The organism is Caulobacter sp. GW821-FHT09B11 (genome assembly GCF_059418205.1).
Map to the genome: position 1 here is coordinate 22,158 of NZ_JBWKPK010000030.1, position 25,983 is coordinate 48,140.

General features: G+C 68.7%; 28 protein-coding genes. 12 read left to right on the plus strand and 16 right to left on the minus strand.

Features of this window, described 5'->3' with window-relative positions; genetic code table 11:
• Positions 1 to 5 precede the first annotated feature (5 nt).
• The 7 genes from AC07N1_RS19905 to AC07N1_RS19935 form a co-directional block, all read right to left on the minus strand.
• Positions 6 to 185, minus strand: a complete 180-nt coding sequence (locus tag AC07N1_RS19905) for a DUF1843 domain-containing protein (RefSeq protein ID WP_494673364.1) — start codon at positions 183 to 185, stop codon at positions 6 to 8.
• 235 nt (positions 186 to 420) lie between these two features.
• Positions 421 to 1,281 carry a 3-mercaptopyruvate sulfurtransferase gene (gene sseA / locus AC07N1_RS19910; RefSeq protein ID WP_494673365.1) on the minus strand — a complete coding sequence of 287 codons (861 nt, stop codon included), beginning with the start codon at positions 1,279 to 1,281 and terminating at the stop codon, positions 421 to 423.
• A 93-nt stretch (positions 1,282 to 1,374) separates the two neighbouring features.
• Positions 1,375 to 1,965 carry an N-acetylmuramoyl-L-alanine amidase gene (locus tag AC07N1_RS19915; RefSeq protein WP_494673366.1) on the minus strand — a complete coding sequence of 197 codons (591 nt, stop codon included), beginning with the start codon at positions 1,963 to 1,965 and terminating at the stop codon, positions 1,375 to 1,377.
• A 75-nt stretch (positions 1,966 to 2,040) separates the two neighbouring features.
• Positions 2,041 to 3,039: a cysteine synthase A gene (locus AC07N1_RS19920; RefSeq protein ID WP_494673367.1), complete on the minus strand. Its 999-nt coding sequence runs from the start codon at positions 3,037 to 3,039 to the stop codon at positions 2,041 to 2,043.
• A 113-nt stretch (positions 3,040 to 3,152) separates the two neighbouring features.
• Positions 3,153 to 3,437, minus strand: a complete 285-nt coding sequence (locus AC07N1_RS19925; protein WP_494673368.1) for a hypothetical protein — start codon at positions 3,435 to 3,437, stop codon at positions 3,153 to 3,155.
• A gap of 10 nt (positions 3,438 to 3,447) precedes the next feature.
• A complete protein-coding gene (locus tag AC07N1_RS19930) occupies positions 3,448 to 4,674 on the minus strand; it encodes a class I SAM-dependent methyltransferase (protein WP_494673369.1) in 1,227 nt (408 codons plus the stop codon).
• A gap of 88 nt (positions 4,675 to 4,762) precedes the next feature.
• Positions 4,763 to 6,217 (minus strand): cryptochrome/photolyase family protein, encoded by a 1,455-nt coding sequence (locus AC07N1_RS19935; RefSeq protein WP_494673370.1) that lies wholly within the window; start codon positions 6,215 to 6,217, stop codon positions 4,763 to 4,765.
• Positions 6,218 to 6,302: 85 nt separating this feature from the next.
• On the opposite strand from AC07N1_RS19935, the gene kdsA reads away from it, so the two are divergent.
• From kdsA to AC07N1_RS19955, 4 genes are all read left to right on the plus strand, one after another.
• Entirely contained in the window at positions 6,303 to 7,184 is an 882-nt protein-coding gene (gene kdsA, locus AC07N1_RS19940) for a 3-deoxy-8-phosphooctulonate synthase (protein ID WP_487289585.1), read from the plus strand.
• A gap of 236 nt (positions 7,185 to 7,420) precedes the next feature.
• Positions 7,421 to 8,422, plus strand: coding sequence for an ADP-glyceromanno-heptose 6-epimerase (gene rfaD / locus AC07N1_RS19945; protein WP_494673371.1), 1,002 nt, complete (start codon positions 7,421 to 7,423; stop codon positions 8,420 to 8,422).
• A 14-nt stretch (positions 8,423 to 8,436) separates the two neighbouring features.
• On the plus strand, positions 8,437 to 9,675 hold the full coding sequence (locus AC07N1_RS19950; RefSeq protein ID WP_494673372.1) for an FAD-dependent oxidoreductase: 1,239 nt from the start codon (positions 8,437 to 8,439) through the stop codon (positions 9,673 to 9,675).
• 87 nt (positions 9,676 to 9,762) lie between these two features.
• Positions 9,763 to 11,247, plus strand: a complete 1,485-nt coding sequence (locus AC07N1_RS19955; RefSeq protein ID WP_494673373.1) for a hydroxymethylglutaryl-CoA synthase family protein — start codon at positions 9,763 to 9,765, stop codon at positions 11,245 to 11,247.
• A gap of 7 nt (positions 11,248 to 11,254) precedes the next feature.
• Here the strand turns inward: AC07N1_RS19955 and AC07N1_RS19960 are convergent, their stop codons facing one another.
• On the minus strand, positions 11,255 to 11,641 hold the full coding sequence (locus tag AC07N1_RS19960; RefSeq protein ID WP_494673374.1) for a type II toxin-antitoxin system VapC family toxin: 387 nt from the start codon (positions 11,639 to 11,641) through the stop codon (positions 11,255 to 11,257).
• Positions 11,638 to 11,898, minus strand: a complete 261-nt coding sequence (locus AC07N1_RS19965) for a type II toxin-antitoxin system VapB family antitoxin (protein ID WP_494673375.1) — start codon at positions 11,896 to 11,898, stop codon at positions 11,638 to 11,640. Before AC07N1_RS19965 ends, AC07N1_RS19960 begins: the two co-directional genes overlap by 4 nt.
• Before the next feature lie 58 nt (positions 11,899 to 11,956).
• Here AC07N1_RS19965 and AC07N1_RS19970 point away from each other — a divergent pair, with 58 nt between their 5' ends.
• Both AC07N1_RS19970 and AC07N1_RS19975 read left to right on the plus strand, forming a co-directional pair.
• Positions 11,957 to 13,159 (plus strand): acetyl-CoA acetyltransferase, encoded by a 1,203-nt coding sequence (locus tag AC07N1_RS19970; RefSeq protein WP_494673376.1) that lies wholly within the window; start codon positions 11,957 to 11,959, stop codon positions 13,157 to 13,159.
• A 33-nt stretch (positions 13,160 to 13,192) separates the two neighbouring features.
• A complete protein-coding gene (locus AC07N1_RS19975) occupies positions 13,193 to 14,311 on the plus strand; it encodes a DUF3089 domain-containing protein (RefSeq protein ID WP_494673377.1) in 1,119 nt (372 codons plus the stop codon).
• Positions 14,312 to 14,512: 201 nt separating this feature from the next.
• On the opposite strand, the gene recG is transcribed toward AC07N1_RS19975, so the two are convergent.
• Complete coding sequence (recG, locus tag AC07N1_RS19980) at positions 14,513 to 16,588, minus strand: ATP-dependent DNA helicase RecG (RefSeq protein WP_494673405.1); 2,076 nt, start codon at positions 16,586 to 16,588, stop codon at positions 14,513 to 14,515.
• A 100-nt stretch (positions 16,589 to 16,688) separates the two neighbouring features.
• On the opposite strand from recG, the gene AC07N1_RS19985 reads away from it, so the two are divergent.
• Complete coding sequence (locus tag AC07N1_RS19985) at positions 16,689 to 17,423, plus strand: alpha/beta fold hydrolase (RefSeq protein ID WP_494673378.1); 735 nt, start codon at positions 16,689 to 16,691, stop codon at positions 17,421 to 17,423.
• Here the strand turns inward: AC07N1_RS19985 and AC07N1_RS19990 are convergent.
• The 4 genes from AC07N1_RS19990 to tcyJ are packed head-to-tail and all read right to left on the minus strand — an operon-like array spanning position 17,420 to position 19,995.
• Entirely contained in the window at positions 17,420 to 17,743 is a 324-nt protein-coding gene (locus AC07N1_RS19990; RefSeq protein WP_492856204.1) for a hypothetical protein, read from the minus strand. The two genes, AC07N1_RS19985 and AC07N1_RS19990, sit on opposite strands and share 4 nt — an antisense overlap.
• A 60-nt stretch (positions 17,744 to 17,803) precedes the next feature.
• Positions 17,804 to 18,544: an amino acid ABC transporter ATP-binding protein gene (locus AC07N1_RS19995; RefSeq protein ID WP_494673379.1), complete on the minus strand. Its 741-nt coding sequence runs from the start codon at positions 18,542 to 18,544 to the stop codon at positions 17,804 to 17,806.
• Complete coding sequence (gene tcyL / locus AC07N1_RS20000) at positions 18,541 to 19,194, minus strand: cystine ABC transporter permease (RefSeq protein WP_494673380.1); 654 nt, start codon at positions 19,192 to 19,194, stop codon at positions 18,541 to 18,543. The genes AC07N1_RS19995 and tcyL overlap by 4 nt, the downstream gene beginning before the upstream one ends.
• Before the next feature lie 3 nt (positions 19,195 to 19,197).
• Positions 19,198 to 19,995 (minus strand): cystine ABC transporter substrate-binding protein, encoded by a 798-nt coding sequence (gene tcyJ, locus AC07N1_RS20005; RefSeq protein ID WP_494673381.1) that lies wholly within the window; start codon positions 19,993 to 19,995, stop codon positions 19,198 to 19,200.
• A gap of 168 nt (positions 19,996 to 20,163) precedes the next feature.
• Here tcyJ and AC07N1_RS20010 point away from each other — a divergent pair, with 168 nt between their 5' ends.
• Together AC07N1_RS20010 and AC07N1_RS20015 are read left to right on the plus strand one after the other, a co-directional pair.
• Complete coding sequence (locus AC07N1_RS20010; RefSeq protein WP_494673382.1) at positions 20,164 to 21,360, plus strand: M48 family metalloprotease; 1,197 nt, start codon at positions 20,164 to 20,166, stop codon at positions 21,358 to 21,360.
• A gap of 43 nt (positions 21,361 to 21,403) precedes the next feature.
• Positions 21,404 to 21,889, plus strand: coding sequence for an SRPBCC family protein (locus AC07N1_RS20015; protein ID WP_494673383.1), 486 nt, complete (start codon positions 21,404 to 21,406; stop codon positions 21,887 to 21,889).
• Here AC07N1_RS20015 and AC07N1_RS20020 read toward each other — a convergent pair.
• The gene (locus tag AC07N1_RS20020; RefSeq protein WP_494673384.1) at positions 21,876 to 22,991 is read right to left on the minus strand and encodes a beta-ketoacyl-ACP synthase III; all 1,116 of its coding nucleotides are present in this window, start codon (positions 22,989 to 22,991) and stop codon (positions 21,876 to 21,878) included. The two genes, AC07N1_RS20015 and AC07N1_RS20020, sit on opposite strands and share 14 nt — an antisense overlap.
• A gap of 307 nt (positions 22,992 to 23,298) precedes the next feature.
• On the opposite strand from AC07N1_RS20020, the gene AC07N1_RS20025 reads away from it, so the two are divergent.
• Positions 23,299 to 23,835 carry a porin family protein gene (locus tag AC07N1_RS20025; protein WP_494673385.1) on the plus strand — a complete coding sequence of 179 codons (537 nt, stop codon included), beginning with the start codon at positions 23,299 to 23,301 and terminating at the stop codon, positions 23,833 to 23,835.
• 79 nt (positions 23,836 to 23,914) lie between these two features.
• Here the strand turns inward: AC07N1_RS20025 and AC07N1_RS20030 are convergent, their stop codons facing one another.
• Complete coding sequence (locus tag AC07N1_RS20030) at positions 23,915 to 24,433, minus strand: DUF805 domain-containing protein (protein ID WP_494673386.1); 519 nt, start codon at positions 24,431 to 24,433, stop codon at positions 23,915 to 23,917.
• A gap of 125 nt (positions 24,434 to 24,558) precedes the next feature.
• On the opposite strand from AC07N1_RS20030, the gene AC07N1_RS20035 reads away from it, so the two are divergent.
• A complete protein-coding gene (locus tag AC07N1_RS20035) occupies positions 24,559 to 24,945 on the plus strand; it encodes a hypothetical protein (RefSeq protein ID WP_494673387.1) in 387 nt (128 codons plus the stop codon).
• On the plus strand, positions 24,918 to 25,880 hold the full coding sequence (locus AC07N1_RS20040; protein WP_494673388.1) for a sterol desaturase family protein: 963 nt from the start codon (positions 24,918 to 24,920) through the stop codon (positions 25,878 to 25,880). Before AC07N1_RS20035 ends, AC07N1_RS20040 begins: the two co-directional genes overlap by 28 nt.
• The last annotated feature ends 103 nt before the right edge of the window (positions 25,881 to 25,983 follow it).

Below are 25,983 nucleotides of genomic sequence, written 5' to 3' on the forward strand. Positions count from 1 at the left end.
GGACCTCAGGACGACTTTTCGATCTTGGCGATTTCGACCTTGAGGGCCGCGAGCAGCGTCGGGATGTCGCCGTACTGCTGCAGATGGGCCTCGGCCTCGGCCTGGAGCTTCTTCAGCTCGGCCAGTTCGCCGCCGGCGATGGCGTCGGTGATGGTGACCGCGTAGAGCGGACGGAAGGACGACATGCGTTTTCTCCCCACGGGCGCGCCGGAGGTTCCGCCGGTCGCGCGGTTGCGTGCTCGGCGCCACGATGGTCGCGCCGACGGTCTTTAAGCTGACGGGCACTGGCGGGGAGAGGCGCGCGACGTGGCCGCGCTCCATGGCGGCCTGTGGCCGACCCCCAACACGTCGAGGGTCGGACACGGGATGCGTCTTGTCAATTTAAGATTGTATATATGTTTCGTGTAATCTTGGGTGTTTTTACACAGCCGGACCGGTTTCCACCGGCGCGTCGTCGCGGCCGCCCCATTCGGTCCACGAGCCGTCGTAGACCGCCGCCCTGGGCTTGCCGAGCCGGTGCAGGGCCAGCGACACCACCGAGGCGGTGATGCCTGAGCCGCAGGTCGTGGCGATCGGCTTTTCGATGTCGACGCCGGCGTCGGCGAAGACGGTCTTCAGTTGCTCGGCGGGCAGCATGGCGCCGTCGGCCCCCAGCAGCGCGGCCAGAGGAATGTTGCGCGAGCCGGGGATGTGGCCGCTCTTGAGGCCGGCGCGGGGCTCGGGAACCTCGCCGTTGAAACGCGGCGCGGCGCGGGCGTCGATCACCTGTTCGCGGCCGGTCTCCAGGTTGCGCTTGATCTGGTCGAAGCTACGGACGAGGTCGGCCTGCAGGCGCGGGGTGAAGTGGCGCTCCTGCGGGGCGGCGGGACCGTCCTCCAGCGGACGGCCCTCGGCGACCCACTTGGGCAGGCCGCCGTCCAGCACCACGACGTCCTCGTGGCCCATGACGCGGAAGTTCCACCACACGCGGGCGGCCGGCAGGATGCTGGTGCTGTCGTAGACGACGATGCGCGAGCCGTCGCCGAGACCCAGCTTGCGCACCCGTGAAGCGAACTTCACGCCGCTGGCCAGCATGTGCGGCAGGGGCGAGGTCTCGTCGGAGATTTCGTCGATGTCGAAGAACACCGCGCCGGGGATGTGGCCGGCCTCGAACTCCTGCTTCGGGTCGCGCGGCGTGCCGGGCATGAACCAAGAGGCGTCGACGATGCGCACGTCCGGGGCGTCGAGGTGGTCGGCCAGCCAGGCGGTCGTGACGAGCGGATCGGTGGGCGTGGCGGACATGACGGGCCTCCGGGCGGGGCGTCCCCGCGGACAAGGCCGGCAACTTCACGTGATGCGCCCGGGTCGGCAAGCCTCGATTGCGCCGTGTCGGGCCTAGGCGACGGGCTCCACGTGGGCGTGGTCGGCCGGTCCGACGTCGTGTTCGCGGATTTCGGCCCTCAGCCCGTCTTCCACCCGCTTGATGACCTCGGTCTTGACCACCTTCTTGCCGGGGCAGGCGTGGTCGGTCGCGGGATCTTCCCAGTGCAACTTCATGGTCTGGGGATCCAGGCCCAGAACCCGCGACAGGGTGACCATGGCCGACACCGCGTTGTCATAGACCTTCTTGCCGCGGCCGGTCAGGAAGGCCTCGGTCTCGTAGTCGCCCAGCATCTCGATGCCGAGGGCCGTGTTGTTCCAGGTGGGCGAATGGACGCCGGGCTTGGTCAGTGGCGTGAAGACCCAGATCTGGTGGTCGTCGACGAAGAGATGCGGACCCGCGCTCCAGCCCTTACCCTTGTAGTAGGCCTCCAGGTTGGCGATGTGCTGCCGGGTCAGGCCCTTGGGGCGCTGGGCGAGGCTGGGCGAGGCGGTGTTGTGCAGCGTCACGAAGCTCGGCCGCCAGGTGTTCCAGCTCAAGCCTTCGCAATAGGTCTCGAATTGGCTCGGCGTAAAGCTCAGGCCGACGATCGGTGTCCAGGTCATGGTCGCCCCCATGGGTGTGAGGGTGACTATTTCACGTAACGGCGTTATTGCAACTGTGGCGCGTGTCTTTTCCGCCTACAGCCAGGGCGGCGTCGGCAGGCCCTTCTCGGCCAGGAAGGCGGGGTTGAAGAGCTTGCTCTGGTAGCGCGAGCCGTGGTCGCAGAGGATGGTCACGATGGTGTGGCCGGGGCCCAGGTCCCTGGCCAGGCGCACGGCGCCGGCGACGTTGATGCCCGTGGAGCCGCCCAGGCACAGGCCCTCGTGCTGCACCAGGTCGAAGATCTGCTGCATCATCTCCTCGTCGGAGACGCGGTAGGGATGGTCGATGGCCAGGCCTTCTAGGTTGGCGGTGATACGGCCCTGGCCGATGCCCTCGCTGATCGAATTGCCCTCGGCCTTCAGTTCGCCCTCGGCGTACCAGCTGTAGAGCGAGGCGCCGCCCGGGTCGGCCAGGCCGATCTTCACGTCCGCCTTGCGCTCGCGCAGGGCCTGGGCCACGCCCGCCAGGGTGCCGCCCGAGCCGACGGCGCAGATGAAGCCATCGACCTTGCCGCCGGTCTGCTCCCAGATCTCCGGGCCGGTCGTCTGGTAGTGGGCCTGCCGGTTGGCGACGTTGTCGAACTGGTTGGCCCAGATCGCGCCGTTCGGCTCGGTCTTGGCCAGTTCCTCGGCCAGGCGGCCGGAATAGCGGACGTAGTTGTCGGGGTTGGAGTAGGGGACGGCGTCCACCTCGACCAGCTCGGCGCCGAGCAGGCGGATGGCGTCCTTCTTCTCCTGGCTCTGTGTGCGCGGGATGACGATCGTCGTCTTGTACCCGAGAGCGGAAGCGACCATGGCCAGGCCGATGCCGGTGTTGCCGGCCGTGCCCTCGACCACCCGGCCGCCGGGACGCAGCAATCCTCGCGCTTCGGCGTCGCGGATGATGCTGAGCGCGGCGCGGTCCTTCACCGACTGGCCGGGGTTCATGAACTCGGCCTTGCCCAGGATCTCGCAGCCGGTGGCCTCGCTGGCGCGGTTCAGGCGGATCAGCGGGGTGTTGCCGATGGCTTCGAGAACGTTGGGCGTGACGGGCATGGTCGAAATCTTACGTCTTCGCGCGGAAAAGCGCCGTTGGGGCCAGGGTAGATCGCGATGCGGCCGCCCTGATCAATCCAGATTTCCTGAAAGCGCCAGTTTGGCGCACAGCATCAGTGCGTGGTCGGCTGGGTCTGGATGACGTTGAGCAGGGCCAGACCCCCGGCCGTGGCCGTCGCCGCGCACCAGGCCCCGCAGAGGCCCTCTATGCCGACCAGGCTGTTCTCGACGGCGTCGGCCAGGATGCCCTCGGCCACCACGGACGAGGGCTCTCCCAGCAGTTGGTTGTCGTGCAGTTCGCGGCACCAGGCGCCGACCGCTTCGGTCGGCGTCTCGGCGTCGAACTGCGAGAGGTAGGTGCCGCCGTGATAGTCCAGGACCAGGGTGAAGAGCGACACTGCACGTCTCCTAGCTGCGACTTAGGCCCAATTGAATGACATTGGTCCGCTCCGTGCGGAAGCCCGCTTCGCAATAGGCCAGGTAGAACTTCCAGAGCCGGCGGAAGCGCTCGTCGAAGCCCAGGGGGCGGATGTCGTCCCAGGCCGCCTCGAACCGCTTGCTCCATTGCGACAGGGTGTCGGCGTAGTCCTGGCCGAAGCGCCGGACGTTCTCCCAGGTCAGGCCAGCTTTGTCGGTCTCCTGCCTCAGGCGCTGTTCGCTGGGCAGCATGCCGCCCGGAAACACGTAGCGCTGGATGAAGTCGGTCTGCCGGCGATAGTGGGCGAAGAGCTCGTCGCGGATGGTGATGATCTGCAGGCCCGCCAGGCCGCCGGGCGCCAGCAGGTCGTGGATCCTGCTGAAATAGGTCGGCCAGTATTCCTCGCCGACCGCCTCGAACATCTCGACCGACACGACCCCGTCGAAGCGGCCCCGGACGTCGCGATAGTCCACGAGCCGGATGTCGACCTTGTCGGCCAGTCCCTGGGCGAAGAGGCGCTTGCGGGCGAAGTCGTGCTGGGCAGGCGAGATGGTGATTGCCGTCACCTTGGCGCCGACCTCCTTGGCCGCATATTCGGCGAAGCCGCCCCAGCCGCAGCCGATCTCCAGCACGTGCTTGTCGGGCGTCAGGGCGATCGACTGGGCCAGGGCCTCGTATTTGCGGGTCTGGGCGGCCTCCAGCGAGGCGTGGCGGTCCTGGTCCCTGAGGGCCGACGAATAGGTCATCGTCGGGTCCAGCCACTGGGAATAGAAGGCGTTGCCCAGGTCGTAGTGGGCGTGGATGTTCCGCTTGGAGCCTTCGCGGTCGTTGCGCCGCGAGCGGTGGAACAGCAGGTTCATTAGCCGCGTCAGCGGATTGCCCTGCACCAGGGCCGCCAGCTTGTCGAAGTTCAGGGCGAAGGCGGTCAGCACGGCCGGAAGGTCGGGGGTGTCCCACTCGCCGGCCATGTAGCCCTCGGCGAAGCCGATGTCGCCCGAGGCGAAGGCGCGGCGGATGAAACGGTAGTCGCGCACCCGCACCACGGCTTCGGGACCGGGCGTGCGACCGTCGATGCGGATGGGCTGGCCTGTGGGCAGGACGAAGGTCAGCGACCCGATCGCCCAGTTCTCGCAGGCGACCCGGATCGCCGCCCGAAAAGCCGCCGGGGCGGCGCGGAGGTGGTCGTTACGCCACGAGGCGTGCAGGGTGTCGGTCATCGGCGCTCCCGTCCCGTACCTGGGACAAATCAGACCCCCAAAAAACCGAGTCTTCAGATGGGAACGCGCGCGGCCGCTCGCCAGGGGATCAGTCCCCTGAAGCGTCACCGCGTAATTGGCGATAGGCCTCGAGAGCCCGCGCCCGCGCCCGTCCGTGATCGACGATGGGTCGGGCGTAGCTACGCTTGGCCTCGACCGAAAGATGCGCGGGCGCTGTCCAAGGTTGATGGATGACGTCGGCCGGCAGGTTGGCCAGCTCCGGGATCCACTTTTTGACGTAGGCGCCCTTGGGGTCGAACTTCTCGCCCTGGCCGATCGGGTTGAAGATCCGGAAGTAGGGCGAGGCGTCGGCGCCGCTGCCGGCCACCCACTGCCAGTTGCCGACATTGTTGGCGAGATCGGCGTCCACCAGCGTGTCCCAGAACCAGGACTCGCCATCGCGCCAGTCGACCAGCAGGTGCTTGATCAGGAACGAGGCGGTGATCATCCGCACCCGGTTGTGCATGAAGCCGGTGGCCCACAGCTCGCGCATGCCCGCATCCACCAGCGGATAGCCGGTGCGGCCCTCGATCCAGGCCTCGAAACCCTTGGGGTTCTCGGTCCAGGGAAAGGCGTCGAACTCGGGCCGGAAGTTGCGCTCCGGCAACTGGGGCCAGTTGAACAGGATCGAGTGGTTGAACTCGCGCCAGCCCACCTCCGACAGGAACTTCTCGATCTCGCCGTGCGGAGCATCGCCGGCCTCGGCGGTGGTGTGGGCGGCGGCCCACACCTGGCGCGGACCGATCTCGCCGAAATGCAGGTGCGGCGACAGGCGCGAGGTCGCCTCCAGGCCCGGCACGTCTCGACCCTCGCCATAGCCGTCGACGGCGCCGGACAGGAAGTCGTCCAGCCGTTGCAGGGCGCCGGCCTCGCCGGGCGTCCAGATGGAAAAGCCCTTCGACCAGTCGGGCTTGCGCGGATGCAGGTTCCAGCCGTCGAGGGCGTCGCTATGGGTCCAGTGCTCGGGCGCTTCCAGATGCTTGGGCGCGCGTTCGACCTCGACATGGGTCAGGTGCGCCCGGGCGGCCCGCCAGTAGGGGGTGAAGACCTTGTAGGGCAGCTTGGAGCCGTTCTGCACGGTCCAGGGCTCGTTCAACAGGCCGGCGATGCAGCTTTCCACCACCACGCCGTCGGCCTTCAGCGCCGTCTTGATCTCGGCGTCGCGGGCGATGGCGGCCGGTTCGTAGAGGCGGTTCCAGACCACGCCGGCGGCTCCGGCGTGGGCGACCACGTCCTTCAGCACCTGCTGCGCCGGGCCGCGCCGCAGGACGAGCTTCGACCCGATCGCCTTGAAGCTTTCGGCCAGCGCCCGCAACGACTTGTCGAGCCACCACAGCGAAGCCGCGCCCATCGGCCGCACGCCGGGGGTCTCGTCGAGTATGTAGAGCGGGATCACCGGCCGTCCCGTGTCGGCGGCGGCCTTCAAGGCCGGATTGTCTGCCAGGCGCAGGTCGTTGCGCAGCCACACGATGACGGGTCCGGGGACGTCTGGATCGATCCGCACTTGCACCTTTCCGCCGTTGAGGCCACCTGTGGGCCAAATTCAGCGCCTACGTCTGTCGGCCTCACCTTTATTCGGAAGTCCCGCCTTGAGTCAGCCCGTCGCCCCCAATGCCGTCGTCCCCAATTCGGTTGTGGAAGTGAAGACGGAGACCGGCAAGGCCGTCCGCATCGGCAACGCCGAACGCCTGACCTTCATCGCCGGTCCGTGCCAGATGGAAAGCCGCCAGCACGCGCTGGAAACCGCCCACGCCCTCAAGGAGATCGGCGAGCGCCTGGGCGTCGGCCTGATCTACAAGACCAGCTACGACAAGGCCAACCGCACCTCGGCGACCGCGGCGCGCGGCATCGGCCTCTATGACAGCCTGCCGATCTTCCAGGAGATCCGCGAGGTCACCGGCCTGCCGACCCTGACCGATGTGCACGAGATCAGCCACTGCGCCCCGGTGGCCGAGGCCGTCGACGTCATCCAGATCCCGGCCTTCCTGTGCCGCCAGACCGACCTGCTGCTGGCCGCGGCCGCCACCGGCCGGGCGATCAACATCAAGAAGGGCCAGTTCCTGGCCCCGTGGGACATGAAGAACGTCATCGCCAAGGTCACCGGCGCGGGCAATCCCAACGTCCTGGCCTGCGAGCGCGGCGCCTCGTTCGGCTACAACACCCTCGTCTCCGACATGCGGTCCTTGCCGATCATGAAGGAGATCGGCTGCCCGGTGGTGTTCGACGCCACCCACAGCGTGCAGCAGCCGGGCGGGCAGGGCACGTCCTCGGGCGGCCAGCGCGAATTCGTGCCGGTGCTGGCCCGCGCCGCCGTCTCGATCGGCGTGGCCATGGTGTTCATGGAAACCCACCCCGACCCCGACCACGCCCCGTCGGACGGCCCCAACATGGTGCCGCTGAGCCAGTTCGAAGGCCTGGTGGCCGAGCTGCTGGAGTTCGACGCCCTGGCCAAGCGCAAGCTGGCGGCTTGAGGTAGGGCTCTTAGGCCTCGATAAGTCTGCTGAGCCCCAATAGGTTCGCCTCCCTCGCCCTTGTGGCGAGGGCCCATGCCGGCGGGCGCTCAAACCTCGGTCGTTCTGCCGAGGTCTGAGCGGCGGAACCATGACAAGGCCCAGGAAGGCGGGATTGGGTTGGCCAGGGGAGATGACGGGTCTTCACGAGAAGCCCTCGCTCTTGCCCGCTCCGTCCCCTGTGCCATAACCCGCCCATGTCCAGACGCATCGTTCTCGTCACCGGCGGCGCCGGGTTCATCGGCTCCAACATCGTCGCCAGGCTCTGCGAGGATCCTGCGCTCGACGTCGTGGTCTGCGACTGGCTGGGCCAGGCCGCCGAGGGCAAGTGGCGCAACATCGCCAAGCACCCGATCGCCGACTTCGTCGCGCCCGAGCAGCTGTTCGACTGGCTGGCCGTACGCGGCGACGAGGTCGAGCTGGTGATCCACATGGGCGCGATCTCTTCGACGACCGAGCCGGACGCCGACCTGATCGTGCAGTCCAACTTCGTGCTGTCGCGCGACCTCTGGCGGTGGTGCGCCAAGAACCAGACCCGCCTGATCTACGCTTCGTCGGCGGCCACCTATGGCGACGGCGACCAGGGCTTCGACGGCAAGGACGACTTGGGCAGCCTGATGGCTCTGCGGCCGCTGAACGCCTACGGGTGGTCCAAGGCCCTGTTCGACGTTTTCGCCGTGCGCGAGGCCGCCCGCGGCCACGCGCCGCCGCAATGGGTGGGCTTGAAGTTCTTCAACGTCTACGGCCCCAACGAGGACCACAAGGGCGGCATGAAGTCGGTGGTCTGCCAGATCTGGCCGAAGATCCAGGCCGGGGAGGGCGTGCGCCTCTTCAAGTCGCACCACCCCGACTACGAGGACGGCGGCCAGCTGCGCGACTTCGTCTATGTACGCGACGTGGCCGACGTCATCGCCTGGCTGGCCAAGAGCCCGCACGTCAACGGCGTCTACAACCTCGGCTCGGGCAAGGCCCGCTCGTTCAAGGACCTGGCCGAAGCCACCTTCAGCGCCGTCGCCCGCGAGCCCGAGATCACCTATTTCGACATGCCCGAAGTGCTGCGCGGCAAATACCAGTACTTTACGGAAGCCGACATGAGCCGCCTGCGCGCCGCCGGCTACAATGCGCCGATGACCTCGCTGGAGGACGGCGTGGCCGACTACGTCGCCGGCTTCCTGAACACGGACGACCCCTACCGCTGACGAGAGGCCCCGCCATGCCCGCCGATGCCGCCGTTCTCGAAGTCGATTGCTGCGTGGTCGGGGGCGGTCCGGCGGGGATGATGGTCGGGCTGCTGCTGGCCCGGGCCGGGGTTAAGGTCGCGGTGCTGGAGAAGCACGGCGACTTCCTGCGCGATTTTCGGGGCGACACCGTCCATCCCTCGACCTTGCAGGCCATGGCCGACCTGGGCTGGCTGGAAGACTTCCTCAAGCTGCCGCACACTGAGGTCCGCAGCCTGTCGGCGCAGATCGGCGACGAGACGATCCATCTGGCCGACTTCCACGGCCTGAAGACCGCCGCGCCGTTCGTCGCCCTGATGCCGCAGTGGGACTTCCTCGACTTCCTGGCCGGCCAGGGACGGCGCTACCCGACCTTCGACCTGCGCATGAAGGCGGAGGCCCTTGGGGCGATCGAGCTTGGCGGTCGTGTGATCGGCGTGCAGGCGCGCACGCCTGACGGGCCGCTGGAGGTTCGGGCCCGGCTGGTGATCGCCGCCGACGGCCGTCGCTCGCTGCTGCGCGACGCCGCCGCCCTGCCGGTCGAGGACCTGGGCGCGCCGATGGACGTGCTGTGGATGCGGCTGTCGCGCAAGCCGACCGACGATCCGGAGGCGCCGCTGGGCCGGGCCAGCGCCGGGCGGCTGTTCGTCACCATCCCGCGCGAGGGCTACTATCAGTGCGGCTATGTCGCCGCGAAGGGCGGGTTCGACGCGATCAAGGCGGCCGGGATCGAGGCCTTCCGCCGGCAGGTCGCCGAGGCCGCGCCGGCCCTGGCCGAGCGCGTGGACGAACTGACCAGTTTCGACGACGTCCATTTGCTGACCGTCACCGTCGATCGCCTGACGCGATGGTCCAAGCCGGGTTTGCTGTGCATCGGCGACGCGGCCCACGCCATGTCGCCGGTGGGTGGGGTGGGGATCAATCTCGCCGTTCAGGACGCTGTCGCCGCCGCCAACCTCCTGCACGACGCCTTCGCGCTCGACGCCGCTGCGCTGGATGAGCGCGCCCTGGCCGTCCAGCGTCGCCGCCTGCCGCCGACCCGGGCCATGCAGTCGCTGCAGCTGCTGATCCAGAACCGCCTGGTCAGCGCCGCGCTCAGCGGCAGGCCCCTGAAGCCGCCGGCGGTGATGAAGCTGTTCGAGCGCTTTCCGCGCCTGCGCCGCATCCCGGCCCGCGTGCTGGGCCTGGGCTTTCGCCTGGAGCGGGTGAGGTCGAAGAATGCCTTTCCCGGTTGACCAAGGGGCACGCTTGCGGAGCCTTGCCGCGCGCGTAACCTGAACTCTGATAAGTCGCCGGGACAGGCGTGCGTCAGGGAGTGGAACATGGTCGGCATCGCCGCCTGGGGCGCCTATGCGCCGCGCCTTCGCCTCAGCCGCAAGGCGGTGGTCGCCGCCAACGCCTGGATTGCGCCGGGCCTGGTCGGCAAGGCCAGGGGCGAACGCTCCATGGCCAACTGGGACGAGGACGCCCTGACCATGGCCGTCGAGGCCGCCCGCGACGCGCTTGGTCCGGAAGACGAGGGCCGGGCGGCCGTTGACGCGGCGATCTTCGCCTCGACGACCGCGCCCTTCGCCGACCGCCAAAACGCCGGGATCCTGGCCGCCGCCCTGACCCTGGAGTCCTCGATCGCCTCGGCCGACGTCACCGGCTCGCAGCGTTGCGGCCTCACGGCCCTGGGCCAGGCCCTGGACGCCGCCGCCGCCGGCAAGCGGGTGCTGGTCGCGGCCGGCGAGCATCGCCGGGCCCGCGCGGCCTCGCCCCAGGAACTGGACTTCGGCGACGCCGCCGCCGCTTTCGTCGTCTCGCCCGACGGCGCCGCGGCGACCTTCCTTGGCCGGGGCACGGTCACCGACGACTTCGTCGATCACTTCCGGGGCTCGGACGCGGAGTTCGACTATGCCTGGGAGGAGCGCTGGATCCGCGACGAGGGGATCGTCAAGCTGGTCCCGCCGGCCATTCACGCGGCGCTGGACGCGGCGGGCGTCTCGGCGGGCGAGGTGGACCATTTCTGCTTCCCGTCGGTCTTTCCCGGCATGGGCGCGACCCTGGCCAAGACCCTGGGCGTTCGCCCTGAAGCCGTCCGCGACACCCTGGCCGCCCAGCTGGGCGAGGCCGGCGCCGCCCACGGTCCGCTGCTGTTGGCCCATGCGCTTGAGCAGGCCAAGCCCGGTGAGATCATCCTCGTCGCGCAGTTCGGCCAGGGCGCGGAGGCGCTGGTGTTCCGCGCCGGCGACGGCGTCGGCAACGGCGCGCCGGCTCGCGGCGTGACCGGCGCGCTCGCCGACCGCCAGGAAGAGACCAACTACCTGAAGTTCCTCGTCTTCAACGACCTGGTCGAATGGGACAGGGGCATGCGGGCCGAGAAGGACAACAAGACGGCCCTGACCACGCTCTACCGCAATCGCGACCAGATCCTGGGCCTGGTCGGCGGCCGCTGCCGCGAGACCGGCGTCGTCCAGTTCCCCCGCACCCGCATCTCGGTGGCGCCTAATAACCCAGCCGTCGATACTCAGGAGCCGTACCGTTTCGCCGAGCGCCGCGCCCACGTGCTGACCTACTCGGCCGACTACCTGACCTTCTCGATGAGCCCGCCGAACCACTACGGCATGATCGTCTTCGAAGGCGGCGGGCGGATCATGCTCGACATCACCGACGTCGCGCCGGGCGAGGTCGAGACCGGCCTCCCGGTGAAGATGGTCTTCCGCATCAAGGACCGCGACGAGAAGCGCGGTTTTACCCGCTACTTCTGGAAGGCCGCGCCGGACCGGGCGGCGGTCGCGGCGACCTCGGCCCAGGCGGCGGAGTAGAGCTGTGTCAGAGCGCGCGCTTCACGTCGGTGGCGGCGAAATCCTCGCCCTTGAACAGCAGGGGCAGGTCGCGCGCCTTGGCCAGGGCGTAGGCGAAACAGTCGCCGAAGTTCAGGCCGTGGCGGCCGGAGCCATACTTGGCGAAGGCCTGCTCCGCGAGCGCCAACTGCGGCTCGTCGAACGGCTCCAGGCCGACGTCGAATTCGTCGATGAAGCGTCTGATGTTCTCGACCTCGGGCTCGCCCTTTCGCCGCAGGCAAACGACCTGCAGTTCGAGGCGGGTGGCGGTCGACATCAGAAGAGCGTCCGCGTCGGCGACGACCTTCATGAACGCGTCCGCCTCGGGCTCATCCCAGAGGATGGCCAGAACCGCGGACGTGTCGAGGACGATCACTTCGGCAGGCCGTCTTCGTCGTACAGCATCTCTTCCGGCGTCCGGGGATCTAGGATCGGGAGCGCGGCTGAACGCTTCTGCAGCTCGGCCATGAAAGCCAGCTTTTCCTCGCGTGTCTTGGGCTGCTGCGTGGACGGCATGCGATCGCGTTCGGCTCGCACGGCGTGGGCGAACACGTCGCTCAGGCTCACGCCCTTACGGTCCGCCAACTCCTGCGCCATGCGCAGCGTTTCCTCGTCGTGGATCACCATGCCCATGAGCGCGACGATACACCCGATCAATACGCCCGAGAAGGCGAGCTAAGGGAGACCCACGATGGCCAGCGGCATCCGCGACAAGGTCGCCATTCTCGGCATGGGCTGCAGCAAGTTCGGCGAGCGCTGGGACGCCGGGCCCGACGACCTGATGGTCGAGGCCTATGTCGAGGCGATGGCCGACGCGGGGATCGAGGCCAGCCAGCTCGATGCGGCTTGGTTCTCGACCCATATCGACGAGATCGGCGCGGGCAAGGGCGGCACGCCGCTGTCGATCGCGTTGCGCCTGCCCAACATCGCCGTCACCCGGGTGGAGAACTTCTGCGCTTCGGGCTCGGAGGCCTTTCGGGGGGCGGTCTACGCCGTGGCGGCCGGGGCGGCCGATATCGCTCTGGCGGTCGGGGTCGAGAAGCTGAAGGACACCGGCTATGGCGGCCTGCCTTTCGGCGCGCCGGGCACCTTGGCTCCGCAGGTGATGCCCAACGGCTCGGCCCCCGGCAACTTCGCCCAACTGGCCAGCGCCTATCGCGCCAAGCACGGGGTCTCGAAGGAGGATCTCAAGCGCGCCATCGCCCACGTCTCGGTCAAGAGCCACGCCAACGGCGCCAAGAACCCCAAGGCCCACCTGCGCAAGCCCATCACCGCCGAGCAGGCCCTGAACGCGCCGATCATCGCCGAGCCGCTGGGCCTGTTCGACTGCTGCGGCGTCTCGGACGGCGCGGCGGCGGCGATCGTCACCACGCCGGAGATCGCCCGCGCCCTGGGCAAGCACGACCTAGTCACCGTCAAGGCGCTGCAGCTGTCGGTCTCCAACGGCTACGAGAGCCAGTACAACGGCTGGGACGGCAGTCACTTCCACACCGCCCGCATCGCCGCCGGCAAGGCCTACAAGGAGGCCGGCATCGAGCGTCCGCGCGAGCAGATCTCGATGATGGAGGTGCACGACTGCTTCTCGGTGACCGAACTGGTCACGATGGAGGACCTGTTCATCTCGGCCGAGGGGCGGGGCTGGCGAGACGTGCTGGACGGCTTCTACGACGCCGACGGCGGGGTGCCGTGCCAGATCGACGGCGGCCTGAAATGCTTCGGCCATCCGATCGGCGCCTCGGGCCTGCGCATGCTCTACGAGATGTACCTGCAGCTTCAGGGACGGGCCGGCGAGCGCCAGCTGCGTGATCCCGTCATCGGCATGACCCACAACCTCGGCGGCGCGCCGGCCAGCAATGTCTGCTCGGTGGCCATCATCGGACGGGAAGGGGCGTAGTGCGCCGCCGCGCTCTGGTGTAGTCGAGGGGGCATGGCGGGACGCTTCAAGGGTTTCAAGCGCTGGATCTTCGCGGGATGCGTCCTCTTCCTGGGGCTCGTCCTGACGGCGGCCTTCTATTGGCGCTACGACATCCTGCGCACGACCCTAGACCCCAAGGTGCCGTTCCAGACCTACGACCCGCCGCCGGCGCCCAACTACGCCGATCCGGCCGCCTGGGCGCTGCTGCCGAGAGGCGCGACCGGCATGGACCGCGCCGCCGACGTCTTCTTCGTGCACCCCACCACCTTCGACGGCGGGCGCGACTGGAACGCGCCCTACGACCAGCCCAAGGCCAGCCGTTATCTGAACCGCGTGGTCCTGCCCAACTACGCCGCGCCGTTCGCGCGGGTGGGACGGATCTTCGCGCCGCACTACCGGCAGGCCAGCCTCTACACCTTCCTGACGCTGCGCGACGACGCCCGCGAGGCCCGCCGCTTCGCCTATGGCGACGTGCGCGACGCCTATCGGGCCTGGCGCGACCGCTACGACAAGGGCCGGCCGCTGGTGATTGTCGGGGTGGAGCAGGGCGGGAGCCTCGCCGCCCGCCTGGTCGCCGAGGAGATCGCGCCCGACCCGGTGATGAAGGCCCGCCTGGCGGGGGTCTATCTGATCGAGACCGCCGTGCCCGCCGATGAATACGTCTCGACCTCGCCGGTCCCGGCCTGCGTGCGCCGCGACGAGGCCGGCTGCGCGGTGGCCTGGGCCTCGCTGACCGACGGCGACTTCCAGAAGGCCCAGGAGCTGCTCGGCCGCTCCCTGACCTGGATCGGCGGCGACCAGCTGGAAAACCTCAACGGCCGCCAGCCGCTGTGCGTCAATCCGCTGCTGGGCGCGCGCACCGACGAGCGCGCCCCGGCTCGCCTGAACCTCGGCGCGGTCAACGCCACGGGCCTCGAATGGGGCGCGCGCCCGGCCTTCCTCAAGCGCCAGGTCTGGGCCCAATGCGAGAACGGCCTGCTGCACACCGGCCGCCCCAAGTCGCCGTCCCTGCGCGACACCGGCTCGTGGACCGATCGCCGCAAGGTCGACGGCTACAACCTGTTCTGGGCGGACATCGAGGCGGATGCAGCGGCGCGGGTGGCGGCGCTGGATAAGCGGCCGAAGGGCTGAGATCTTCTGTTCGGAGGCCGGATAGGGACGTTCAGATTCTGAACCGCCGTCCGTTCCTTCATCCCGTAAAATCCCCGCGAAAGCGGGGACCCAGGCTTTTTCTGAAACGCGCGGCGCTCGACGATAAAACACCTGGGTCCCCGCTTTCGCGGGGATTTTACGGTTTGGGGAACGGACGGGGACGAGCCCGCCGTTATGCGCCTACCCCGCGTCGTTGATCCCCGACGCCGGTTTCCAGTCGAACAGCGCCTGCAGCGTGCGCACCGCCTCGCCGCGCGGCGAGGTCAGGCCGGGGTCGCGCGCCAGGATCAGGCGGGCGTCGTCGGCGGCGACGGCGATCAGGTCGCGGTGGGCGACTGGGTCGGCCAGGCGATAGGCGGGGAAGCCGCTCTGCTTGAGGCCCAGCGGGTCGCCGCCGCCGCGCAGTTCCAGGTCTTTCTCGGCGATCTCGAAGCCGTCGTCGGAGCGGCGCAGGATGTCGAGCCGCTGCTGGGCCACCTCCGACAGCGGCGGGTCGTAGAGCAGCACGCAGGAGCTTTCGCGCATGCCCCGGCCCACGCGCCCGCGAAGCTGGTGAAGCTGCGCCAGGCCGAAGCGGTCGGCGTGTTCGATGACCATGATGCTGGCGTTGGGCACGTTGACGCCGACTTCGACCACGGTGGTGGCGACCAGCACCCCGACCTCGCCGTCGACGAAGGCCTGCATCACCGCATCCTTCTCGGCCGCGGGCATCTGGCCGTGCACGAGGCCCACGCGCGAACCGAGAATCTTCTTGAGGTCCGCCGCGCGATCCTCGGCCGCCCGCAGGTCGACCTTCTCGGACTCCGAGACCAGCGGGCAGATCCAGAAGGCCTGGGCGCCGCCCTCGATGGCGACCCGCAGGCGATCGACGATCTCGGGCACGCGCGGTGTCGGCGCGGCGCGGGTGGCGACTGGCGTGCGGCCCGGGGGCTTTTCGTCGATGCGCGAGACGTCGAGGTCGCCGAAGACGGTCAGTTCCAGCGTCCGGGGGATGGGCGTGGCCGACATGGCCAGCAGGTGGACGCCGTCACCCTTCTCCTGCAAGCGCCGGCGCTCGTTGACGCCGAAGCGGTGCTGCTCGTCAATGATGGTCAGGGCGAGCGACTTGAAGGCCACGTCGTCCTGGAAGAGGGCGTGGGTGCCTACAGCCACGGCGGCCGAGCCATCCGCCAGCTTCTGGAGCTTGGCCGCGCGGGCGGCGCCCTTGTCGCGTCCGGTCAGCAGCACGACGGCCAGGCCTTGTGCCTCGAGCGGCGGAGCCAGGGTCTCGTAGTGCTGGCGGGCCAGGATCTCGGTCGGGGCCATCAGGGCCGACTGGAAGCCCGCGCCGGCCGCGTCGGCCATGGCCAGCATGGCCACCACCGTCTTGCCCGAGCCGACGTCGCCTTGCAGCAGCCGGCTCATCCGCTCGCCATGGGCCAGGTCGCCGCGCACTTCCGACAGCGCCCGCACCTGGGCGCCGGTCAGGCGGAAGGGCAGGGCCTTTTCCGCCGCCTCGGCCAGGTCGCCGGAGAGGATGCGCGGCCCCAGCTGGGCGCGCTTGCCGGCCTTGCGCTGGGCCAGGGCCAGCTGGTGGGCCAGCAGTTCGTCATAGGCCAGGCGCCGCCGCGCGCGCGACAGCGGCGAGAGGTCGGCCTCGCTTTCGGGGCCGTGCAGCCGCTCGAAGGCCTCGCGCCAGGGCGGCAGGTCCTCGCGCTCCAGCCAGGCGGGATCCTGCCACTCGGGCAGCTGCGGCGCGCGCGACAGGGCCTCCAGGGCGAACTTGCGGAAGGTGCGCGAGGGCAGGCCGGCCGTGGCGGGGTAGACCGGCTCCACGGGCGGGATCTCATCGACCCGCTCGGCCTCGAGCATGTAGTCGGGATGGGCGACCTGGATCTCCGAGCCGTAGCGCTCGACCTTGCCGCTGACCGCCCGCCGCGCGCCGACCGGATGCTGGCGCTCCAGGTGCGGGCCGTGGCCCTTGAACCAGGTCAGGGTGACGAAGCCGGTGTCGTCCCAGCCCCGGATCCGCCAGGGCTGGCCCGAGCGCTGCGGCGGCAGGTGGGCGTCGATGGTGACGACGAAAGTCGCCACCTGGCCGTCCTGGGCCTGGACGGCCGTGGTCGGGGTGCGGCGGATCAGGGCCTGGGGCAGGCTGAACAGCACGTCGCGCACCAGCGACCCGGCCAGCCTCTCGACCAGGGGCGCGACGCGAGGCCCCACCCCCTTCAGGGTCGAGATCGCGGCGTACAGCGGAAAGAGCGACTCGGGACGCATCGGCGGCAGGATAGCCAAGCCGCGCTGTTCCCGTCCCGTTCGCCTTGCGTGAATTTGTGGATCGGCTCGACTGGCGGCCTCATTCCACCGAGAGTCGTGCATGCCCTTCGCCACCCATCGCGGCCAGAAGATCCGCTACACGGTCGAGGGCCAGGGGCCGCTCGTGGTGCTGCAGCACGGGCTGTTCATGGACGCCGACAGCTGGCGGGCCAATAGCTTCGTCGCTGCCCTGGCGAGGCGCTTCACGGTGGCCTGCATCGACTCCCTGGGCCATGGCCTCAGCGACAAGCCGTCTGATCCCTCGCTCTACGGCCAGGAACAGCGGGCCGGCGACATAGTCGCCGTGCTCGACGCCCTGGACGCGGAGAAGGCCCATCTGGTCGGCTATTCGATGGGCGCGTGGATGGCGGTGGGCGTGGCAAAGCATCATCCCGGGCGCCTGGCCTCGCTGACCGTCGGCGGCTGGGACCTGGTCAATGGCGTGCCGAAGGGACCGGCCGGGCCGATCCGCTTCGATATCTTCTGGAGCTTCTCCCAGCAGGTCGCCCCGGCCCTGGTGGCCTGGGTCACGCCGGAGATCGTGCCGGCCATGCAGGCCTGCTTCGAGGCGCTGGGTCAATTGGACGGCGCGCCCGAGGCGGTGCTCGGGGCGGGCGTTCCGGTGCTGCTGTGGGACGGGATCGCCGATCCCTATCACGGGCCGTCCCAGGCCTTCGCGGCTGGGAACGGCCTGCCGTTCCTGTCGACGGCCGGCGATCACCTGGGGGCGATCATCACGCCGGCCTCTGACGTGGTCGAGCGGCTCGGCGAGTTCTTCGCCGAGGCTCGATACTAGTCTTTAGGCGTTTCGGGGGACGGTTCGGGGTTGCCGACCGGCGACAGCGCCGCCAGCAGATCGGCCAGTTCGTCGGCGCGGGCGGCGCCCGAGACGTTCAGGCGCACATAGAGATATTCGGCCGCGTGCTTCTCGGCGGCTTCGGAAAAGCCGCGCGTGGAGTCATGCAGATTGTTGGCTTCACCAGCGAACACCACGTCGCCTTCGGCGTTGAGATACAGGTAATTGCCAGCGATCGTGGTCCGCGGGTCGCGATCCTCGGCCAGCTTGTAGCGATATACGGCGCCGGAGGCGCCTTTCAGGTCGATATAGGGTTTCACGAATCCTCGCCTCTAGACACACGGCGTAGCCCGGAGGCGTGCCGGGCGCCAGAGGCCAAATTATGGCTGCAAGCTTCGCAATTTACTGAGAAACCTTTGGGTACGTTCCTGACGGGGTGAAGCGAAAAGCTCCGCCGACGGTCCCGCTTCGAGAATGCGGCCCTCATCCATGAAGATCGTGCGGTCGGCGACCTCGCGCGCGAACTCCATCTGGTGGGTGACGATGACCATGGTTCGCTTCTCGGCGGCGAGGTCTCGGATCACCGCCAGCACCTCGCCGACCAGCTCCGGATCGAGGGCCGAGGTCGGCTCGTCGAACAGGATGACCTTGGGGTCCATGGCCAGGGCCCGGGCGATGGCGCAGCGCTGCTGCTGGCCGCCGGAGAGGGCGCGGGGATAGGCGTCGGCGCGATGGGCTAGGCCGACCTTGGTCAGCAGGGCCAGCGCCTTCTCCCTGGCCTTGGCGGGCGGATCGCCGCGCACGGCGATCGGCGCCTCGGCGACGTTCTGCGCCGCCGTCCGGTGCGGGAAGAGGTTGAAGCTCTGGAACACGAAGCCGACCCGGCCCTTCAGCGCCCGGGCCAGCGGGACCTTGCCGCCGGCCGCGACGCCGGCGATCGAAAGCGTTCCGCCATCCAGCGCCTCAAGTCCGGCCAGGCACCGCAGCAGGGTGCTCTTGCCCGAGCCGCTGGGGCCGATGACAGCCACCACCTCGCCGGGCGCGACGTCCAGGTCGACGCCGTCCAGCACCGTGGTGTCGCCGAACCGCTTGACGAGGCCCTGGGCCAGGATGGCGCTCATCGGCGGGCCTCCGCGCGGCGTTCCAGCCAGCCCTGGCCCAAGGCGAGCAGGCTGGAGACGATCCAGTAGATGGCCGCGGCGCTGAGATACATGGCGAAGATCTCGTAGGTGCGGGCGGTGATCAGCTGGGCCTGGCGGAATAGTTCGGGCACCTGGATGGTGGCGGCCAGTGAGGTGTCCTTGACCAGGCTGATGAAGCTGTTGGACAGCGGGGCCACGGCCGTGCGGGCCGCCTGGGGCAGGATGATGCGGCGCATGGCCTGGCCTCGGGTCAGGCCCAGCACCGCGGCGGCCTCCCACTGGCCCTTGTCGACGGCGGCGATGGCGCTGCGCAGGATCTCGCCGGCATAGGCGGCGACGTTCAGCGAGAAGCCGATGCCGGCCGCGACCAGCGGCGGCAGCTCCAGGCCTAGCTGCGGCAGGCCGTAATAGATCAGGAACAGCTGCACCAGCAGCGGCGTGCCCCGAAAGGCCGAGACATAGATGGCGGCCGGCCAGCGCAGCAGCGGCGTGCGCGACAGCCGCATCAGGGCCAGGCCGAAGCCGAGCACCAGGCCCAGGCCCATGCCGATCAGGCTGAGCGCCACGGTGTAGACCGCGCCCTTCAGCAGCAGCGGGGCCGACTGGGCGATGAGCTCGGCGGCGGTCATCGGCTAGAGCGTCACGTCCTGGGCGAACCATTTCTGCGAGATGGCGGCCAGGCGGCCGTCGGCGCGCAGGGCGTCGATGGCCTGGTCGATCAGCACCTTCAGGGCCGGATCGCGCTTCATGACAACGCCCTGGCTCTGCGGGGCGAAGGGCGGGCCGGCGGCCACGAGGTCGGGCGCGGTCTTCAGGAAGTCGGCGGCGACCAGGCGGTCGTTCAGCACCGCGTCGATGCGGCCGGCCCTCAGGTCCTGGTACTTGGTGGGGTCGTCGTCATAGGTGCGGATTTCCGCCTTGGGCTGGTTGTCGCGCAGCCATTGCTCGTAGTGGGTGCCCAGGCCCACGCCGACCTTTTTGCCCGCCAGGTCGGCGGGGCCGACGATGCCGCCCTTGCCCTTGGGCGTGATGATCAGGATGCCCGAGACCGTGTAAGGCTTGGAGAAGTCGTACTTGGCCTCGCGCTCGGGCGTGATGGTGATCTGGTTGATGACGACGTCGGTGCGGCCCGACTCGAGCGCGCCCAGCAGGCCGGCGAACGGCGCGGCGACGAACTCCGGTTTCACCTTCATCTGCTCGGCCAGGGCCCTGGCGAAGTCGACGTCGAAGCCGGTCAGCTGGCCGTCGGCGCCCTGGAAGTTGAACGGCGGGTAGGTGCCTTCCAGGCCGATGCGGAGGGTCTTGGTGGCCTCGACACGGGCCGCGCCGCTCTGGCCCGCGCCGGCCTCCTTGCCGCCGCAACCGGCCAAGGTGAGGGCGCTTCCGGCGCCCAGGCCCAGCAGGACGTCACGACGGGCAAGGAATCGCATGGCGGGCCTCGAAGCAAAGGTCATCGGTGCAGTTCTATACCGAGCCTTGGCCGCCGCCAGGGGGAAGACGCTTGTGTGACCGTCCGTGCGCGACCTGACGGCGATTTAACCTGACGTGGAGCATCGGCTCTGGCTTGCTGCCGCCAGTCGGCTTTTCGGGGGAGACGAATGGCGCAGAACTTTGATCCGATCGCGGCGACCGCCGCCTATCTGGCGCAGTTGCCGCCGGCGGCCCACGCCAAGGCGACCGCCTACACCCAAGGCGGCCACTGGCTGCTGCTGTGGGGCGCTCTGGTCGCCGTGCTGGTCTCGTTCCTGATCGTGCGCAGCGGCCTGCTGACCGGGCTGCGGCGCAAGGTCGAGGGGCGGCGCACGCGGCCGATCCTGGCCAGTTTCGTGGTCGGGGTCGTCTATCTGGTCGTCGACAGCGTGCTGTCGCTGCCGTGGGCGGTCTACAGTCAGTGGTGGCGGCAGAAGCAGTACGGCCTGACCAGCCAGGCCTTCAGCGGCTGGCTGATCGAGGGGACGATCTCGCTGGCCATTACCGCGGTGATTGGCGGCCTGTTCTTCACGCTGCTCTACGCCCTGATCCGCAAGGCGCCGCGCACCTGGTGGGTGTGGAGCGGCGGCCTGACGGCGGTATTCATCGCCGCCAGCCTTCTGCTGGCCCCGCTCTACATCGAACCGATCTTCAATCACTATACGCCGGCGCCGGCTGGTCCGGTGCGCGATGAGGTCGTGGCCATGGCCAAGACCGTCGGCGTGCCGTCCGACAAGATTTTCGTCTACGATGGCTCCAGGCAGTCCAACGCCTACACCGCCAACGTCTCGGGCCTGTTCGGCTCGGCCCGCGTCGCCATGAGCGACACCATGTTCAAGAAGGGCGCGGATATCGCCGAGGTGCGCGGCGTGGTCGGCCACGAGATGGGCCACTACGCCCACCAGCATTCGATCTGGATCGCCGGGGTGATGAGCCTGCTGGCGATCGCCGCCTTCTTCCTGGTCGATCGCCTGTTCGCCCCGGCCGCGCGCCTGCTGGGCGCCGACCAGGTCAAGGGCGTGGCCGATCCGGCCGGCCTGCCGGTGCTGAGCGCCGTGCTGACGGTGCTGTTCCTGCTGGCCACGCCGGTGACCAGCAGCCTGATCCGCATCGCCGAAAGCGACGCCGACCGCTTCAGCCTGGTGCATTTCAACGAGCCGGACGGCCTGGCCAAGGCCCTGGTCAAGACCATCGAGTACCGCGCCGCCACGCCGGGTCGGCTGGAGGAGATCATCTTCTACGACCACCCCGCCGTCGGCCGCCGCATCCAGCGGGCGATGGACTGGAAGGCGGCGCATCCGAAGCCGGAAGATGCTTCCCACTGATCGCTTCGCGGCCGTGCGCGTTCATCCGCCAAGGAGGACGTTCATGGCCGCACCGATCGTCAGCGAGATCACCGTCGAGGCCCTGCCGGCCGAAGCCTTCGCCCGCTTCGTCGGCGACATGGGGCGCTGGTGGCCGATGGCCTACAGCCGCAGCGGCGCGCGCTTCGCGGCCGTGCATGTCGAGCCGGTGGCCGGCGGGCGCTGGTTCGAGGTCGACAAGGAAGGCGGGGAAAGCCCGTGGGGCGATGTGCGGGCCTACGATCCCGGCCACCGCCTGATCGTCGGCTTCAACGTCGCGCCCGATCGCGGCGTCGAGCCGCTGGAGCGCCAGAGCGAGATCGAGTTCCGGTTCGAGCCGTCGGGCGAGGGGACGCGGATCGTCGTTGAGCACCGCGACCTGGATCGTCACGGCGAGGGCGCGCAGGCCATCCGCCAGGGGATGGCCTCCGACCATGGCTGGCCGCTGATCCTGGCCAGCTTCGCCCGCGAGCTCAAATACCCGCGGGCAGCTCCGCTCAGCGCTTCCTGACGAACACCGTGCCGGCCGAATAGCCGGCGCCGAAGCTGCAGATCAGGCCCGTGTCGCCGGCGGCGAAGTCGTCGTTGGCGGTGTGGAAGGCGATGATCGAGCCGGCCGAGGAGGTGTTGGCGTACTCGTCGAGGATGATGACGTTCTCGCCGGCCTCGGGATCGCGGCCCAGCACCTTGCGGGCGATCAGGTCGTTCATGTTGATGTTGGCCTGGTGCAGCCAGAGGCGCTTGAGGGCCGTGGCGTCCAGGCCGATGTCGCCGGCGTGCTCGACGATCATCTCGCTGACCATCGGCACCACCTCGCGGAACACCTTGCGGCCTTCCTGCACGAACAGCTTGTCGCGAGCGCCGACGCCTTCCGGGGCGGCGTTGTTGAGGAAGCCGAAGTTGTTGCGGATGTTGTTGGAGAACTGGGTCTTCAGGCGCGTGCCCAGGATCTCCCAGCCCCCCGTAGCCTGCGAGGCCTCTTCGATGATCACGGCCGTGGCCACGTCGCCGAAGATGAAGTGGCTGTCGCGGTCCTTGAAGTTCAGGTGGCCCGAGCAGATCTCGGGATTGACCATCAGCACGGCCTTGGCGCTGCCGGTGGCGATGAAGTCGGCGGCGGTCTTGATGCCGAAGGTGGCCGACGAGCAGGCGACGTTCATGTCGAAGGCGAAGCCCTCAATGCCCAGGGCCTGCTGCACCTCGATGGCCATGGCCGGATAGGCGCGCTGCATGTTCGAGGCCGCGCAGATCACCGCGCCGATCTCCGACACGGGTTTGCCCCAGGCGGCGATCGCCTGCTCGGCGGCCTTCACCGCCATCTCGGCCAGGATCGAGATCTGGTCGTTCGGGCGCTCGGGCAGGACCGGCCGCATGACTTCGGGATCGACGATGCCGTCCTTGTTCATCACGAAGCGCGACTTGATGCCCGAGGCCTTCTCGATGAATTCGGGCGAGGAGGGGGCCAGGGCCGTCACTTCGCCGGCTTCGATGGCCTGGGCGTTGGCGGCGTTGAAGCGCTCGACATAGGCGTTGAAGGCGTCGACCAGTTCGGTGTTCGAGATGCTGAACGGCGGGGTGAAGAGTCCCGTGGCGGCGATGACGGCTTGATGCAAGGCGACTGTCCCGATGGCCGGCGCGCGACATGGGCGCGCCGATCTGATCACTGTTTGGTCGGGATCAATAGCACGCCCCGCGCCCGCGTCACCTGCTAGCGACCGTGTCCCGGGCGCATCGCCCGCGGCTATTCGCCCTGCCGTCGGGGAACTTTCGGGGGGCGGCCACAATCCCCGGTGCAAATGTCGAAAACGACACGCAATGGCCTCAAACAAGTCCGCGGACGGTCAAATACGGGCCGCGTTGGCCCCATACCCAGAGGAGGCTGAGGGAGCACAAGAAATCCCAGTACCATGGAGTAAAAAAATGAAGGTTCTCATGTCTGCGGCCCTGGCCGCCGCGTCGGTCGCTGCTGTTCCGGTTCTGGCCCATGCTCAATCGAGCTCGCCGGAGATCTACGGCAACCTCGGTTACAACAGCTCGCGCGCGGAAGGCGCCGACACCGGCGCCGTGCAAGGCCGCCTGGGCGCGAAGCTGACCCCGCACTTCGGTGTCGAGGGCGAACTGTCCGGCGGCGTGAAGGACGACAACATCGACCGCGCCGGCGTCCGCTCCAGCCTCGAGCAGACCCACTCGGCCGCCGTCTATGGCGTCGGCTTCCTGCCGGTGACCCCGAACATCGACCTGATCGGCCGCGTCGGCTACGGCAACACCCAGTTCAAGCAGACCACGGCCGGCGTGCAGAGCAAGTACGACGCCGACAGCGTCAACTACGGCGTGGGCGCGCAGTACAAGTTCGACGACAAGAACGGCGTGCGCGTCGACTACACGCGCCAGCAGTTCCGCGACAACGACGCCGACGACGCCAATGTCGTCTCGGTCGGCTACGCCCGGAAGTTCTAAGCTCCAGGCCTGAAATGAAGAAAGGCGCGTCGTCCTCGCGGGCGGCGCGCCTTTTCGTGTCCAGCTTCCGAGCGCGCGGTCAGACCACGGGCGGAGCCTGTTCGGCCGTCTGGTAGTGATAGTGGTGGTGAACGGTCCCGGGACCGCTGAAGCCGTCGCGCCCCTTCGGGTCCGGCCCGTAGCGGTTCGGACCGGGCGTGCCGTCGAGCAGGTCGAAGATGAAGACCACGAAGCCGCCGAACGGGATGAAGCCCAGCAGCAGCCAGAAGCCCGACTTGTCGCTGTCGTGCAGGCGGCGCACGCTGACGGCCAGGGTCGGGACGAGCAGGCCCAGGGTGACGACGCCGAAGACCGCGAAGAACAGCGTCGCGAAGACACCGGCGGCCGCAGTGTTCCGATCGGCCAGATTGCTCGAATAGATGCCGGAGGCCGATGCGACGATGACGGTCGCGATGGTCAGCGCCGTGTACAGAAGAAAGCGGAACAGGAAGAACAGCCAGTATTCCGACCGGGTCGCCCGACCTTCGAAGTCGGCGTATTTGCGCAAGGGCTCCAGCATCAGCATCGAAACGGTCCAGGATTCGCGCGAAACGCGCATGTGGCTGTTTCGTCAAGTCTAGGAGGTTTGAAGCCTCGCCGTAAAGCGGCCTTCGGCGGCAAGACTTGACCGGCCGGGCGCTCCGTCGGAACGTTCTTGGAAAACAAGAGCATGGGGGGAGGACCTTGAGCGTCTTCATGGTCATTCAGCTGGCCGGTTCGGCTGTGGCCGTCGCCGCCGTGGTGGCGCTGGCCGCCTGGGCGCGACTCGCCCGGCCGACTCCGCCGCTCGACGTCGACGCGGCCATGCGTCTGCTGGCCGAGGAGTTTCCGGATCACCGCATCGACAGCGTCTGGCTGGCCGGCGACGGCGCCGGCCTGGTCGCCCGATCGGGCGCCGAGGCGCTGGTGCTGTGGCGGCGCGGCGACGGCTATGTCGCCCGCAGCGCGCCCTGGGCCGGGGTCGTCGCCAGCGGGGCCACGGACGGCCGGATCAGGCTGCCCGGCGTCGACGGCGCGCCGCGCCTCGTCCTGGGCGATCGGCCATGGCCGCCGGTGGAGACGGCCGCGTGAAGCCGGCCTTCGATCCCGTCCAGCTGGCCATTCCGTTCTTCGTGGTCGCCATCGTGCTGGAGGTGCTGCTGGCCCGATTCGGCAAGGCCAAGGCCAATTACGAGCCGCGCGATGCGGCCACCTCGCTGATGATGGGCCTGGGCAACAGCATCGTCGGCCTGCTGACCGGCGGCGCGGTCTTCGCCGCCAGCGTCTGGGTGTACCAGCACCGGATCTTCACGATCCCGATGAGCGCCGTCTGGGCCTGGGTCGTGCTCTTCTTCGCCGAGGACCTGACCTATTACTGGTTCCATCGCCTCAGCCACGAGCGGCGGTTCTGGTGGGCCAGCCACGTCAACCACCACAGCTCGACGCACTACAACCTGACCACGGCTTTGCGCCAGACCTGGACCGGCGGGGTGGCCGGCACCTGGCTGCTATGGCTGCCGCTGTCGTTTCTGGGCTTCCCGCCGGCCATGGTGGCGATCCAGAAGGGGATCAGCCTCGTCTACCAGTTCTGGATCCACACCGAGGCGGTGCGCCGCATGCCGGTCTGGTTCGAGGTGGTGTTCAACACGCCCTCGCACCACCGGGTGCACCACGCCCGCAACCCGCGCTATCTGGACGCCAACTACGCCGGAATCCTGATCATCTGGGACCGGATGTTCGGCACCTTCATCCCCGAGGACGACACAGAGCCGTGCCGGTACGGGATCGTGCGGAACCTGCCCAACTTCAACCTCTTCACCAACGTCTTCCACGAGTGGATCGGCATCGGGAAGGACCTGGCGGGGTCTAGGTCGCCGAGGGAAGTGGCGGGCTATCTCTTTGGCCCGCCGGGCTGGAGCCCGGATGGCTCGCGCGAGACCTCGCATACGCTGAAGGCCCGGTGGCGGGCGCGGGAGGCTCTGAAATCCCCTCTCTCAGAGGGAGAGGAAGGAAAGGGCGGCGGCTGAACCCCATCCGTAAAATCCCCGCGAAAGCGGGGACCCAGGTGTTTTATCGTCGAGCGCCGAGCGTTTCAGAAAAAGCCTGGGCCCCCGCTTTCGCGGGGGTTTT